Consider the following 12,079-nt stretch of genomic DNA (forward strand, 5'->3'; position numbering starts at 1 on the left):
CAGATAGTAGGCATGCGGGGTCGGCGGCGGGCCCGCAGGGTCCACGAACTCGAGGTCGACCTCGAGTTCAGAAGTGGGTCCGTGTGCGTTCCTGTTCCACGATCTCGTCGATGTCGCCGAGCCGGTCCATCGAACTGACCGCACGACGCGTGCGCATGTTCTTCGCCAACCGCTCGCGGTGCTTGTGCGTGAAGGCCCAGTACCCCGCCGTGAACGGGCACGCGTCCTCGCCGACCCGCTTCTTCGGGTCGAACGCGCAGCCCTTGCAGTGGTCGGTCATCCGGTCGATGTACGCGCCGCCGGACGTGTACGGCTTGGTCGCGATCACTCCCCCGTCGGCGTGCTGACTCATGCCGAAGACGTTGACCGGCATCACCCACTCGTACCCGTCGACGAAGTGCTCGGTGAACCACCGGGTGAGCGCCCGCGGGTCGTACCCACGTTGCAGCGCATGGTTTCCCAGGATCATCAGGCGTGGGATGTGGTGCACCCACCCGCGATCGTGCACGCCGGCGAGGGCGTCGGACAGACACGCCGCGGTGACCTCCTCCGCATCCAGGGTCTGGAACCATCCGGGCAGCGGAGTGTCGGCATCGAGGGCGTTGGTGCGCATGTAGTCCTCGCCCAGATGCCAGTAGAGGTGCCACACGTACTCGCGCCACCCCAGGATCTGGCGTACGAACCCCTCGACGCTCGCCAGCGGTGCCGTGCCGTCCCGGTATGCCTGCTCGGCGGCGCGCGCCGCGTCCAGCGGGTGCAGCACACCGAGGTTGAACGGCACCGACAGCAAAGAGTGCGACATGGTCCAGTCCGCGGCCATCACGGCGTCCTCGTAGGGACCGAACGTGGCGAGACGGGTGGCCACGAAGGTCTCCAGCGCCGACGCCGCCTCGGCTGCGGTGACGGCGAAGAGACGCGGTCCGTCCTCGCCGGACCAGTCGACGTCCATGGCGTCGAGATCCTTACGCACGCCGGCGTCGATGTCGTCCTCCTCGGGCCACCACGGTTCGGGAACACCGAGTGTCGTCCGCTTCTTCGGCGGCTTCTCCCTGTTCTCCGCATCGAGGTTCCAGGTGCCGCTCACCGGATTCTCGCCGTCCATCAGGATGTCGAACCGGCGACGCTGCTCTCGGTAGAAGTTCTCCATGAGGAACGACTTCTTGCCGCCCGCCCAGTCGGCGAAGTCCGCACGGGACAGGGCGAACGTGGGGGTCGGCACGATCTCCTCGACCAGGCCCTCGTCGGCCAGTCGACGAACGAAGGCCTCCGCTCGCCGCGACGTCGGTTCGTGGACGACGACCGGGCGCCCGACGCGGGCGAGGCCCTCGCGATAGGTGTCGGCACGGATGTACGTCGCTCGATCGCCCAGCTCCTCGGCGAGGTGCCGCATGCCGCTGAGCAACAGATGGGCCTTCTGACGATGACCCCGTCGACGTCCCAACGCGCGCGCGGACTCGATGATGACGACGTCACGGTCCACCATCTCCTCGGACGAGTGGACGTGGGGGCCGAGCTGATCGGCGAACACCCAGAGCGGAGCCGGAGAGGACATGCTCTGCTGTTCCCCGTCCTCCGCGAGGCCAACCGGCCGGGAACCGCTACGCGTGACCGTCCGACACCGTCACCCGACGCCCATCCTGCTCGTTCTGTGCGTGTCGGTGGGGCAACCACCGAGCGAGTTGCTCACTCTCGCAGGTATCACTTGCGCAATGCGGTCAGGCGAGCATGCTGTGAGGTGAGCCACACACGGCTCGTCCACACTGTGCGCCCTCCTCTCACGACGAGGTCCGCGCACCGGCGGAGAGGAAGACCATGACCCGATCGGACACATCACCGCGGGGCGATCGCATCGCGCATCCCGTGCAACTCGTCCAGCCCGACGGCCGACGAGTGCACGACCCCGAGCACTGGCGACTCGTCGCCGACGTCGACGCCGCACACATGCTCGACATGTACCGGGACATGGTGGTGGCGCGCCGCATCGACACCGAGGCGACCGCGCTGCAGCGTCAGGGCGAACTGGGACTGTGGGCACCGCTGCTGGGTCAGGAAGCAGCCCAGGTGGGCTCCGCCCACGCCGTCACCGCCGACGACTACATCTTCACGAGCTACCGCGAGCACGCGGTGGCGTACTGCCGAGGCGTGCCGGTGGAGAAGCTCACCGCACTGTGGCGCGGCACCGCGCACTCCGGCTGGGATCCCGACGAGTACAACATCACCAACCCGGCGATCATCGTCGGCGCGCAGGGGTTGCACGCCACCGGCTACGCCATGGCAGCGCGGCTCGACGGTGCCGAGATCGCCACTGTCGCCTACTTCGGCGACGGCGCTACCAGCGAAGGCGACATCTCGGAGGCGCTGTCGTTCTCGGTGTCGTTCGGAGCCGGAGTCGTGTTCTTCTGCCAGAACAACCACTGGGCCATCAGCGAGCCTGTCGCGCTCCAGAGCCCGCTCCCGCTCGCGTCCCGTGCCGCCGGCTTCGGCATGCCCGCCCTGCGTGTCGACGGCAACGACGCCCTCGCCGTCCTCGCGGTGACGCGCGCCGCCGCGCACCGAGCCCGCACCGGCGGTGGCCCCACCTTCATCGAGGCGATGACCTACCGCATGGGCCCGCACACCACGTCCGACGATCCGACGCGGTACCGCGCCGACGCCGAGCGCGACGTGTGGGCGGCGCGCGATCCGTTGGACCGCCTCGACAGACTGCTCACCCGCGAGGGCGCGCTGACACCGTCTGTGCGCGAGGACATCGCCGCGACCGCGGACGACGTCGCCGCCCGGCTGCGCTCCGCCACGATCTCCGCCGTCGATCCGGAGTCGTCCACCCTGCTCGACCACGTCTACGCCGAACCACACGCTGTGGTGGACCGCCAGAAGGAGACACTGCGATGACCACCGGAACCCTCTCCCGCGCCGGCGCGACCACCGCGTCGTCGGATCTCCACGTCAAGGGCACCCTCGGTGGTGCGATCAACGCAGGCCTGCGTGCATGCCTCGAGGCCGACGACAAGGTCGTGCTGATGGGCCTCGACATCGGCAAGCTCGGCGGTGTGTTCCGCGTGACCGACAGACTGCAGAAAGACTTCGGCGACCAGCGCGTGCTCGACATGCCTCTCGCCGAGTCCGGCATGGTGGGCACCGCGTTCGGCATGGCGCTGCGTGGCTACCGCCCCGTCGTGGAGATCCAGTTCGACGGGTTCGTCTACCCCGCCTTCGACCAGATCGTGTCCCAGGTGGCCAAGATCCGGTATCGCACTGCCGGACTCGTCGGCGCTCCGATGGTCATCCGCATTCCCTTCGGCGGCGGCATCGGAGCGGTGGAACATCACTCCGAGTCGCCCGAGGCGTATTTCGCCCATACGGCCGGCTTGCGGGTGGTCAGCCCGAGCACGCCTCACGACGCCTACTGGATGATCCAGCAGGCCGTGCACTCGGAGGATCCGGTCGTGTTCCTCGAGCCCAAGCGCCGGTACTGGGACAAGGGCGAGTGGGCGACCGATGCGCCCGATCTGCCTCTGAGCGCCGCTCGCGTGTGCCGCACCGGCACCGACGCGACGGTGGTGGCCTACGGATCGATGGTGCAGACGGCCCTCAAGGCCGCCGACGTCGCCGCGCAGGAGGGCCACAGCCTCGAGGTGATCGACCTCCGGTCGTTGTCGCCGCTGGACACCGACACGGTGTGCGCGTCGGTGCGTCGGACGGGTCGCCTGGTGGTCGTGCAGGAGGACACCGGATACCTGGGTGTCGCCGCCGAGATCGCCGCGCAGGTGTCGCAGGAATGCTTCTACTCCCTCGAGGCACCTGTCCAACGGGTCACCGGCTTCCACGTTCCGTACCCACCGGCGCGCCTCGAGCGACATCACCTTCCGGACGTCGATCGGATCCTCACGGGAGTCGACACGGTTCTCGCAGGCTGACGCGCCGCACCGGAATCACTGCGCCGGGTCACAGGAATCTGCCAGCCTCGTGCGCCATCATGGGGAGCCGTGAGTACCGATACGCAACAGATCGTCCTGGCGGTTCGACGCGTGACCCCGCGGTGGTGGGCACTGGCGGGAGCCTGCCTGGCCGCTCTCGTGATCCTGTACGCAGTGGTGCCGTTCGTCGGTGTTCGGTACACGCCGGCGTCGGCAAAGCTCGAAGCGCTCTACGGGCCGTCGAGCACTCTCCTGGACGTCATCGACGTCACCACCGTGCTGGTGCTGCTCGCGGCGTTGGCGGTGGTCGCAGTCGTGCGGAAACTGCCGTACGGCATCGGTGCCGTCCTCACCCTGTCCCTCGGCGCCACGCTCACCGCGGCCGCCGGACGGACGTGGCTGGTCGATCACATCCCGACGTCGGCACTTCCCGACGGCCGACTCGTGGCGGCCGCAGCGGTGATCGCCTCCGCCGCACTGGTGGTACCGGGCGCTGTGCGACCCGCCGTACTCGGCCTCGGCGCCGCACTCGTCGCCGCGGTGGCCCTGGCCGCGTTCGTCACCGCGGGGTCGACCGTCATCGGAATCGTGGGGTCGCTCATGGTGGTCGGCCTGTGGTGGGGCGTGGCCGGGGTTGTCATGGCGCATTCACCGCTCGCCGCCGCCCGTGAGCGGAAGAACCCTCTCGATACAGCAGCCCTGATGCTCCGACGCGACTGAGCGACGTCGGAACACCAGGGCGGTGTGGGCGGGTAGCCGTCAGAGGGCTTTGAGTTCCTCGATAACGGCGTTGACCGACTTCTTGGCATCCCCGAAGAGCATCGACGTGCGATCCGCCGTGAAGAGCGGATTGTCGATACCGGCGTACCCGGAGCTCATCGACCGCTTGAGCACGATCACCGACCGCGACTCGTCCACGTTCAGGATCGGCATCCCGTGGATCGGCGAACTCGGATCGTTGCGCGCCGCCGGGTTGGTGACATCGTTCGCGCCGATGACGAGGGTGACATCGGTGCGGGAGAACTCCCCGTTGATGTCGTCCATCTCCTTCATCGCCTCGTACTCCACATCGGCCTCGGCGAGCAACACGTTCATGTGACCCGGCATGCGCCCGGCCACCGGATGGATCGCGTACTTCACCTCGACACCCTTGCTCTCGAGGATCGACGCCATGTCCTTGACCGCGTGCTGAGCCTGCGCGACCGCGAGACCGTAGCCGGGGACCACGATGACCTGCGAGGCGTACGCCATCTGGATCGCCGCATCCGCCGCCGAGGTGGACTTCACCGTGCCGCCGGCATCGTCGGGGCCACCCACCGCGGCGCCGCCGCCTCCACCGAACGACCCGAACACGATCGCCGGGATCGACCGGTTCATCGCCGTCGCCATCAGGTTGGTCAGGATGGTGCCGGACGCGCCGACGATCATGCCCGCCACGATCATCGCCGTGTTGTTCAGCGCCAACCCCGCCGCAGCAGCCGACAGACCCGTCAACGCATTGAGCAGCGAGATCACCACCGGCATGTCCGCGCCGCCGATCGGGAACACCACGAACAAGCCCATCAGGGCAGCCGCGACGAGCACCAGCACGATCCACCACTGCGAGGTGCCCTCGCCCGGGGTGGCGCGCAGACCGATGTAGACCGACACCGCGACCGCCAAGAGCAGCAGCACGATGTTGGTGAGCTGGAAGATGCGCGCGTTCTTCACGAACGCCTTCTCCACCTTCTTGTTCAGCAGCTCCTGCAGCTTCAGGAACGCCACCAGCGAACCCCAGAACGACACCGACCCGATGACCGCCGCGAACAGCGACCCGATGACGATGTGCACCGTCGGCTCTTCACCGTGCTTGAACGCCGAGAAACCGTCGGTCTCGATGAACTCCGACCACGCGATCAACGCGACCGTGCCGCCGCCCACGCCGTTGAACAACGCCACCAGCTGCGGCATCGCCGTCATCTTCGTGCGCTTGGCCGGCGGGACACCCAGCAGGACACCGATCGCCAGACCCGCGGCGATGAGAATCCAGTTGATCGCCGCGGTGTCGCGGACCTCGATCAGAGTCGCCACCACAGCGATGCCCATACCGACAGCGGCGATCCAGTTGCCGCGCACCGCCGTCTTCGGACCGGTCAGACCCATCAGGCCGTAGATGAACATGGCGAACGCGACGATGTAGAGAATGTTGACGAGATTGTTCATCAGGAATCAGCACCCTTCTCCACAGCAGCGGGCGCCTTCTTGCCCTTGAACATGCCGAGCATGCGGTCGGTCACCAGGAACCCACCGACGACGTTGAGCGTGCCGAAGATCAGCGCGACGAACGCGATGATCCGCACGCCCCACGGCGCATCCTCGGGCAGCCGGCCCAGCACGATGAGGGCGCCGAGCACGACGATGCCGTGGATGGCGTTGGTGCCCGACATCAGCGGCGTGTGCAGCGTGTTCGGGACCTTCGAGATGACGGCGAAACCGACGAAGCCGGCCAACACCAGGATCGCGATGTTCGCAAGCAGGGACGTGTACATCAGGCATCCGCCTTCACGGTCGTATCGGCCGTGCGCGTCACGCACGACTTCGCGAGGACCTCGTCGGAGAAGTCGGGCGCGAACGCTCCGTTCTCGTCGAGCATCAGCTCGATCAGCGCCGAGATGTTCTTGGAGTAGAGCTCACTCGCGTGCTCGGGCATCGTCGCCGGCAGATTCAGCGGCGAGGCGATGATGACGTCGTTCTTCACCACCGTGCGACCCGGCTCGGTCAGCTCGCAGTTGCCACCGGTCTCCCCCGCGAGGTCGACGACGACACTGCCCGGCTTCATCCCGGCAGCCGCCGCGGCGGTGACCAGCTTCGGCGCCGGACGCCCCGGCACCAGGGCGGTGGTGATGACGACGTCGAACGTCGAGATCGCCTTCTCCAGCGCCGCCTGCTGCTGCGCACGCTCGTCCTCGGTGAGCTCACGGGCATACCCGCCCTCACCGGCAGCGTCGATCCCCAGATCCAGCCACTGCGCACCGACCGAGCGCACCTGATCCGCCACCTCGGGACGCACGTCGTACCCGGTGGCGCGGCCACCGAGACGCTTCGCCGTCGCCAACGCCTGCAACCCCGCCACACCCACACCGAGCACCAGCACCGTCGCCGGCTTCACCGTGCCCGCCGCGGTGGTCAGCATCGGGAAGAACCGCGTCGACTCCGACGCCGCGAGCAACACAGCCTTGTAGCCGGCGACGTTGGCCTGCGAGGACAACGCATCCATCACCTGTGCACGGGAGATACGCGGAATCGCTTCCACCGCGAAAGCCTGCACGCCCGCAGCAGTCAACTCGGGAATGATCGTGTCCGCATTGCGCGGCGCGAGGAAGCCGACGAGCGTCGATCCGCGACGCAGCTTGCGCACCTCCGCAGACGACGGCGGCGCCACCTTCGCCACGATGTCCGCGCTGTACGGGTCACCGATGCTCGCGCCCGCATCGACGTACAGCTGGTCGGGGATGAGCGCGCCGAGCCCGGCACCTGCTTCCACCACCACGCGTACGCCCTTGGCCGTGAGTGCGGAGACGACCTTCGGAACGAGCGCCACCCGGCGCTCCCCCTCGTTCGTCTCGCGCACGACGCCGACGAGCGGCCCTGCTTCTCGAGAATTTTCCACCAGCGATGCACTTCCTGTGAATGCGGCACGTCCGGGTACGCAGGACGGTGCCGTCGAGCTGTTCGATGCCGAGTTCGACCACGTCGTGACGCTGTTCGCTCCCACGAAGGATCCTGATGTCGGCCGGGTGGGCCTCACCGCAAGGTAACGCACGACACAGACATCGGATGCGCCGCGGTCGAATGTGAGTCCGAGGTCATAACGGACTGCCCCTGTCGGTGCGACTTGGCACACTCGGACCATGACCACCGAATCATCCGCGTCGGCCGTACCCATCGCGGTACTGGACGCCGTCCGCGATGCCACCACGATCACCGTCCTGACAGGTGCGGGTATGTCCGCGCAGTCCGGCGTGCCGACGTTCCGCGACGCGCAGACGGGATTGTGGGCACGCTACGACCCGGAGGAACTCGCCAGTCCGGACGCGTTCACCAGGGATCCCGATCTGGTGTGGGCCTGGTACCGCCGGCGCGCGCAGCTGGTCGCTGCGGCGGAGCCGAATGCGGGCCACCGCGCCCTGGCACGGTGGCAGCGCGACGCACCGCCCGGGATCCGCGTGGACATCGCGACGCAGAACGTCGACGACCTGCACGAGAGGGCGGGTTCCACCGTGCTCGCTCACGTTCACGGAACCCTTGCCGCCGTGCGGTGTTCGATCTGCGAGGCACCGTATCTCGATCCTCTCGACGACGTCGCCGACGGCGAGGAGCGCATACCGCCGCCGTCCTGCGCCGTCTGCGGGAGTCCGGTGCGTCCGGGCGTCGTGTGGTTCGGTGAGCCACTGCCCGAGGCGGAGTGGGCTGCGGTGGCGGCATCCGTGGAGGCCGCGGAGGTGGTGCTTGTCGTCGGCACCTCGGGCGTGGTCTACCCGTTCGCAGGCCTGCCGGCTCAGGCCCGCAGTGCGGGCGCCGTCGTCGTCGAGGTCAATCCGGAGGAGACGGCGGTGTCGGACATGGCCCATCACGTGTGGCGCGCGAGTGCCGCCGACTCGTTGCCGGCGCTGGTCGCTGCCGTCACGGAGACGACGCGATGACCGACTGCGTGTTCTGCGACATCGTCGCCGGACTTTCTCCGGCCGCTCGGGTGTACGAGGACGACGCAGTCGTGGCGTTCCTCGACATCAGGCCTCTCGCCCGCGGCCACACACTGGTGGTTCCCCGTATCCATTCGTCGGGCCTCGCCGATGTCGACGCACCGTCCGCCGACGCCGTGTTCTCCGCCGGACGACGGATCGCGGGGGCCCTCCGCCGGTCGTCGATCGGCGCGGACGGCGTCAACCTCCTGGTCAACGACGGCCGGGCAGCGATGCAGACGGTGTTCCACCATCACATGCACGTGGTGCCGCGGTGGAACGGCGACAAGCTCAGATTCGCCGCCCAACTACTCACCCGACGGCCGCACGAACTCGACGAGGTCGCTCGGGTGGTGCGCGAGGCGTTGGCGCACGAGAACTAGGCGCTCTGCCGTCACTGCTCGAAGCAGGATGCGCCGTCCTCGAACAACCACGCGACGACGAGTGCACCCGGGTCCGTGACACCGCGAGCTGCGTCACCGATGTAGCTGGCGCGTCCGCGGCGTCCCACCAGGTCCGCTGTCGACTCCGCTCCGTCACGTGCAGCATCGGCCGCGAGACGCAGGGCCTCTGCCGGACTGCGCCCGCGAGCCGAGTCCAACGCACGGGCAGCCGGCTCGATGGCGTCGATCATCGTCTTGTCACCGGGCGCTGCGCCGCCGAGATCGACGATGGCGCGCATTCCGTCGCGAGCAGCGTCGGCGAGGGCGTCGGTCGTGACACCCGCGGTGGACAGAGCAACGTCGAACTGGTGGAACCACACACCGAACAGCGCGCCCGACGTGCCGCCGGCACTTCCCAGGAAGCCGTCGGCGATGCGTCGGAAGACCGCTGACGGCGAATCCGTGTCGCTGATCGCGACCTCGTCGAGAGCGGCACGCATGTTGGCCCCGAAGTCGCCGTCGCCGGCTCTGCGGTCGAGTTCGGTGAGCTCGTCGATCCGGTCGAGTACCCGCCCGGTGAACGCCGACGCCCACGCGGTGACGTGGGCCTCCGGAGGCGTGTCGTCCGAGTAGTCCAGGGCGGCGACGTCCTCGGTTGCATCCGGCATGCCCGCGAAATCACCGGCGGGCGAGTTGGGCCACCCCGGGGCGGCGGTCGGTGCGTCCCAGAGCTTCAGCATCTCCTCGGTGCACACGACGACGGTGATGGATGCTCCCGCCATGTCGTAGGCGGTGACGAACGTCCCCACCAGGGCGCGTCGGACTCGTATCCCCTTGCTGTGCAGGTAATCGGCGGTATCGCCGAACAACACGTCGAGTTCGAGCGGGTGTGTGGCGCCGAGCCCGTTGACGATCACGATGACCTCCGCGCCGTCCGCGACTCCGAGAGAGTCCAGGACGGGATCGATCAGGGTCGCCGCCAGTTCGCTCGCCGACGGCGTGGACACGCGGCCCGTCCCACGCTCTCCGTGGATACCGACGCCGATCTCGACCTCGTCGTCGCCGAGCTCGAAGGACGGACCATCCGCACCCGGTACGGTGCAGGCCCGGAAAGCCGCCGCCATGCTCCGCGAGTTCTCGGCGACGGTACGGCCCCATCTCGCCACCTCCGCGAGCGTGTCACCGCGCGCCGCGGCGGCACCGCAGACCTTCTCGACGGCGATGGTCGCCGCCGTGCCTCGTCGACCGGGACCGTCGTCGGATTCGGTCGCGACGTCGTCGGCCACGATCACCGTCTCGACATCGATGCCGTCGTCGGCGGCGAAGTCCGCCGCGATGGAGAAGTTCACGACGTCACCGGTGTAGTTCTTGACGATGTGGAGAACTCCACCACCCGCATTCACGGCCGCCGTCGCAGCACGGATCTGCAGAGCGTTGGGCGAGGTGAAGATCAGCCCCGGGCAGGCGCCGGCCAGCATCCCCTCTCCGACGAATCCGGCATGCAAGGGTTCGTGTCCGGAACCGCCCCCGGAGATCAACGCCACCTGACCGTGCGGGGTCGGTGTATGCCGTACGAAGAAACCGGGATTCGGCACCCACCTCAGGTCCGCGGCGCGTGCCGCTGCGGCGCGAGCGGCGTCCGCGACGAAGCTTCGCGGGGAATCCATGATCTTCTTCGTGGTCATGTTTTCCACACTAGGGCCGCCGGTACAGCAGGGGTACCGTCTCGAAAGATGCGACTGTTCCTCGCCTCGTACCGCTTCGGTGCCCACCGCGACCGGTTCCTGTCCCTCACCGACGGACCCGGGCGCATCGCCGTGATCGCCAATGCCGCGGATTCCTGGCCGGCTGCTGCGCGAGCGTCGGCAGTGACCAGTGAGTTCACACTGCTACGGTCGGCCGGGTTCCTCCCGGTCGAGGTCGACCTCCGGGAGCTCGAGCCCAGCACGTGCGGAGAGGTTCTCGAAGCCTTCCCGGCAGTGTGGGTTCGGGGAGGGAACACGTTCGTCCTGCGTCGGCGGATGGCGTCGTCCGGCGCCGACGAGGCGCTGGTTCGACTTCTCGAGCGGGACGCCCTCGTGTACGGCGGCTACAGCGCGGGCGCGTGTGTGATGGGCCCGACCCTGCGTGGTGTCGAGTACGCGGATCCTCCGGAGGAGGTTCGGCCGACCACGGGCGAGGACGTGCTGTGGGACGGCCTCGGCGTCATCGAGGAGATCCTGGTTCCGCACTGGGAGTCGGATGCGCTCGACCCCGACGGCGCAGCCGGGGCCATGGCCGCGGCATGTCGGGCGGCGGGTCGGACAGTCCGCACCCTCACCGACGATCAGGTCTACGTCACGGACGGCGACATCACCGAGGTGGTGTGATCACCCGCTGTGGGCGATCGGCATGGAGGGAAGGCCGGAGGCCGGCCCGGAGAACTGGAAAGGCGCCAGACGGTCCATCGACGCCCACGCGAGGCGACAGCGTCGAACGGTCATCTCGTCGGCGTCGCGAAGCAGCGCATCGAGGAGCAGCGACGGGTTCTCCGTCCACGCGCGGGCGACGGCATCCATCTCCGGATCGGTGAAGAGGCCGGATCGCCGGAGGGCGGCGATCCATTCGACGACCTCACCGCGGTGGAGCGATTCGAGAGTGTCGTAGTCGACTCCGCCGGCGACGAAATCGTAGGAGAACAGCGCCGCCGCGCAGTCGAACGGTGTGTTCTTCGTGACCGACTTCGACGTCGTCGATGCAGGCTTCGAGCTGTGTGACAGTGCCATGAGTGCCTCCTTCTCGCCCCCTCGGTGCCGGCCGAACTGTCGATCACCGTTCTGCGGACGCTAATCCTCCGAAGTCCCCTTGTGACCACCCATCGGGGCACGATCTGATAACAGAGTGACTCATGTGACTGATGGGAATAGCGTCGTAACGGTCCCGTCCCGGCATCACCGCCGTGGATCCGGTTCTGCACCAACAACTTCAAGTGATCCCGGACTGCTCGTCGACGACGTCGGAGTAGCGTCGATCGAAGGTGCACCGACGCACGGCCGGAAGAGGTGGAGACCATCGACGA

At 68.0% G+C, this 12,079-nt stretch carries 13 protein-coding genes; 7 read left to right on the forward strand and 6 right to left on the reverse strand.

The genetic code is table 11. The features are described from left to right. Positions 1-67 precede the first annotated feature (67 nt). Positions 68-1,552 carry a cryptochrome/photolyase family protein gene (locus ASG64_RS09720; RefSeq protein ID WP_056073116.1) on the reverse strand — a complete coding sequence of 495 codons (1,485 nt, stop codon included), beginning with the start codon at positions 1,550-1,552 and terminating at the stop codon, positions 68-70. A gap of 260 nt (positions 1,553-1,812) precedes the next feature. Here ASG64_RS09720 and pdhA point away from each other — a divergent pair, with 260 nt between their 5' ends. The 3 genes from pdhA (at position 1,813) to ASG64_RS09735 (ending at position 4,637) form a co-directional block, all read left to right on the forward strand. Then, positions 1,813-2,892 (forward strand): pyruvate dehydrogenase (acetyl-transferring) E1 component subunit alpha, encoded by a 1,080-nt coding sequence (pdhA, locus tag ASG64_RS09725; protein ID WP_042575535.1) that lies wholly within the window; start codon positions 1,813-1,815, stop codon positions 2,890-2,892. Continuing rightward, positions 2,889-3,917 carry an alpha-ketoacid dehydrogenase subunit beta gene (locus tag ASG64_RS09730; protein WP_082518371.1) on the forward strand — a complete coding sequence of 343 codons (1,029 nt, stop codon included), beginning with the start codon at positions 2,889-2,891 and terminating at the stop codon, positions 3,915-3,917. The genes pdhA and ASG64_RS09730 overlap by 4 nt, the downstream gene beginning before the upstream one ends. A 69-nt stretch (positions 3,918-3,986) precedes the next feature. Continuing rightward, on the forward strand, positions 3,987-4,637 hold the full coding sequence (locus ASG64_RS09735) for a hypothetical protein (protein WP_156388339.1): 651 nt from the start codon (positions 3,987-3,989) through the stop codon (positions 4,635-4,637). 39 nt (positions 4,638-4,676) lie between these two features. On the opposite strand, the gene ASG64_RS09740 is transcribed toward ASG64_RS09735, so the two are convergent. Genes ASG64_RS09740 through ASG64_RS09750 form a run of 3 tightly spaced genes read right to left on the reverse strand, consistent with a single transcriptional unit; the run spans position 4,677 to position 7,569 of the window. After that, positions 4,677-6,119 carry an NAD(P)(+) transhydrogenase (Re/Si-specific) subunit beta gene (locus tag ASG64_RS09740; RefSeq protein WP_056073117.1) on the reverse strand — a complete coding sequence of 481 codons (1,443 nt, stop codon included), beginning with the start codon at positions 6,117-6,119 and terminating at the stop codon, positions 4,677-4,679. Further along, positions 6,119-6,445, reverse strand: coding sequence for an NAD(P) transhydrogenase subunit alpha (locus tag ASG64_RS09745; RefSeq protein WP_042575538.1), 327 nt, complete (start codon positions 6,443-6,445; stop codon positions 6,119-6,121). Before ASG64_RS09745 ends, ASG64_RS09740 begins: the two co-directional genes overlap by 1 nt. Beyond that, positions 6,445-7,569, reverse strand: coding sequence for an NAD(P) transhydrogenase subunit alpha (locus ASG64_RS09750; RefSeq protein ID WP_042575633.1), 1,125 nt, complete (start codon positions 7,567-7,569; stop codon positions 6,445-6,447). Before ASG64_RS09750 ends, ASG64_RS09745 begins: the two co-directional genes overlap by 1 nt. 13 nt (positions 7,570-7,582) lie before the next feature. Between ASG64_RS09750 and ASG64_RS22200 the strand changes: the two genes are divergently transcribed. The 3 genes from ASG64_RS22200 (at position 7,583) to ASG64_RS09760 (ending at position 9,021) form a co-directional block, all read left to right on the forward strand. Further along, on the forward strand, positions 7,583-7,714 hold the full coding sequence (locus ASG64_RS22200; RefSeq protein ID WP_268793336.1) for a hypothetical protein: 132 nt from the start codon (positions 7,583-7,585) through the stop codon (positions 7,712-7,714). Positions 7,715-7,807: 93 nt separating this feature from the next. Beyond that, a complete protein-coding gene (locus tag ASG64_RS09755) occupies positions 7,808-8,599 on the forward strand; it encodes an SIR2 family NAD-dependent protein deacylase (RefSeq protein WP_056073120.1) in 792 nt (263 codons plus the stop codon). Beyond that, the gene (locus tag ASG64_RS09760; RefSeq protein ID WP_056073123.1) at positions 8,596-9,021 is read left to right on the forward strand and encodes an HIT family protein; all 426 of its coding nucleotides are present in this window, start codon (positions 8,596-8,598) and stop codon (positions 9,019-9,021) included. The genes ASG64_RS09755 and ASG64_RS09760 overlap by 4 nt, the downstream gene beginning before the upstream one ends. Positions 9,022-9,032: 11 nt before the next feature. On the opposite strand, the gene ASG64_RS09765 is transcribed toward ASG64_RS09760, so the two are convergent. After that, positions 9,033-10,706 (reverse strand): dihydroxyacetone kinase family protein, encoded by a 1,674-nt coding sequence (locus tag ASG64_RS09765; RefSeq protein WP_056074284.1) that lies wholly within the window; start codon positions 10,704-10,706, stop codon positions 9,033-9,035. Positions 10,707-10,754: 48 nt separating this feature from the next. On the opposite strand from ASG64_RS09765, the gene ASG64_RS09770 reads away from it, so the two are divergent. Next, a complete protein-coding gene (locus tag ASG64_RS09770) occupies positions 10,755-11,390 on the forward strand; it encodes a Type 1 glutamine amidotransferase-like domain-containing protein (RefSeq protein WP_056073126.1) in 636 nt (211 codons plus the stop codon). Here ASG64_RS09770 and ASG64_RS09775 read toward each other — a convergent pair whose 3' ends face one another. Continuing rightward, positions 11,391-11,786, reverse strand: coding sequence for a hypothetical protein (locus ASG64_RS09775; protein ID WP_235579556.1), 396 nt, complete (start codon positions 11,784-11,786; stop codon positions 11,391-11,393). It lies immediately after the preceding gene. Positions 11,787-12,079: the final 293 nt, after the last annotated feature.

It is taken from the genome of Rhodococcus sp. Leaf247, assembly GCF_001426185.1.
Lineage (GTDB): Bacteria > Actinomycetota > Actinomycetes > Mycobacteriales > Mycobacteriaceae > Rhodococcoides.

What these genes read in the sequence shown, in the direction of transcription:
- ASG64_RS09755 (WP_056073120.1), top strand. Translation starts at nt 7,808, where the DNA reads ATGACCACCGAATCATCCGCGTCGGCCGTACCCATCGCGGTACTGGAC.
- pdhA (WP_042575535.1), top strand. Translation starts at nt 1,813, where the DNA reads ATGACCCGATCGGACACATCACCGCGGGGCGATCGCATCGCGCATCCC.
- ASG64_RS09775 (WP_235579556.1), bottom strand. Translation starts at nt 11,786, where the DNA reads ATGGCACTGTCACACAGCTCGAAGCCTGCATCGACGACGTCGAAGTCG.
- ASG64_RS09745 (WP_042575538.1), bottom strand. Translation starts at nt 6,445, where the DNA reads ATGTACACGTCCCTGCTTGCGAACATCGCGATCCTGGTGTTGGCCGGC.
- ASG64_RS09720 (WP_056073116.1), bottom strand. Translation starts at nt 1,552, where the DNA reads ATGTCCTCTCCGGCTCCGCTCTGGGTGTTCGCCGATCAGCTCGGCCCC.
- ASG64_RS09760 (WP_056073123.1), top strand. Translation starts at nt 8,596, where the DNA reads ATGACCGACTGCGTGTTCTGCGACATCGTCGCCGGACTTTCTCCGGCC.
- ASG64_RS09740 (WP_056073117.1), bottom strand. Translation starts at nt 6,119, where the DNA reads ATGAACAATCTCGTCAACATTCTCTACATCGTCGCGTTCGCCATGTTC.
- ASG64_RS09770 (WP_056073126.1), top strand. Translation starts at nt 10,755, where the DNA reads ATGCGACTGTTCCTCGCCTCGTACCGCTTCGGTGCCCACCGCGACCGG.
- ASG64_RS09765 (WP_056074284.1), bottom strand. Translation starts at nt 10,706, where the DNA reads ATGACCACGAAGAAGATCATGGATTCCCCGCGAAGCTTCGTCGCGGAC.
- ASG64_RS09730 (WP_082518371.1), top strand. Translation starts at nt 2,889, where the DNA reads ATGACCACCGGAACCCTCTCCCGCGCCGGCGCGACCACCGCGTCGTCG.